The following is a 482-nucleotide window of genomic DNA, read 5'->3' as shown; positions in this document are numbered from 1 at the left end:
TTTCACCAAATCTAGGGGCGAACTTTTAGCGATAGAATACACCACGCAACGCATCAATCTTAAAACTTTAAAAAATCTTTGAAGTCTTATGCGTCATCATAGCGATGAGATCGCTCAAAGTCTTCTTCAAATCCTTCCTGTGCACAATCATATCAATCAAGCCATGCTCTAATAAAAATTCCGCCGTTTGAAAGCGCTCAAGGCAAAAGAGGGCAAGGATAACCGCCCGATTAAAACATGGTCTAGAAGAAGCACCATTTTGCCTGAAATGATTGGTTTTACTTATAATGTGCATAATGGCAGGGTTTTTGTCCCTGTTTTACCCTCACCCCCACCATGCGGGTGATCCACGGGGTTCATCGCGCTCCCACGAGTTTGTGGGCGGATCCCTCTGTGGCGGTTACGCCCTGCCTTACCGATAGAGACATTGATAAAATCTTCGTTCCCTACCACGCCAATGCTTGCCATGCATTCGCTTAGAA

The 482-nt window shown here is 45.2% G+C and carries 3 pseudogenes; 1 reads left to right on the top strand and 2 read right to left on the bottom strand.

What is annotated here, in order from left to right:
• Positions 1–67: 67 nt before the first annotated feature.
• A pseudogene (locus BZK24_RS08795) lies at positions 68–199 on the bottom strand (acetyl-CoA carboxylase, carboxyltransferase subunit beta); the annotation flags it as partial.
• Here BZK24_RS08795 and BZK24_RS08790 point away from each other — a divergent pair.
• Positions 188–319, top strand: a pseudogene (locus tag BZK24_RS08790) (ribosomal protein S19 family protein); the annotation flags it as partial. The pseudogenes BZK24_RS08795 and BZK24_RS08790 sit on opposite strands and share 12 nt — an antisense overlap.
• Here the strand turns inward: BZK24_RS08790 and BZK24_RS08785 are convergent.
• Positions 295–482: pseudogene (locus tag BZK24_RS08785) on the bottom strand (50S ribosomal protein L2); the annotation flags it as partial. The pseudogenes BZK24_RS08790 and BZK24_RS08785 overlap by 25 nt on opposite strands.

The organism is Helicobacter pylori (assembly GCF_001998165.1).
Taxonomy (GTDB): Bacteria; Campylobacterota; Campylobacteria; order Campylobacterales; family Helicobacteraceae; genus Helicobacter; species Helicobacter pylori_DL.
This window is presented reverse-complemented; position numbering and strand designations above follow the sequence as displayed.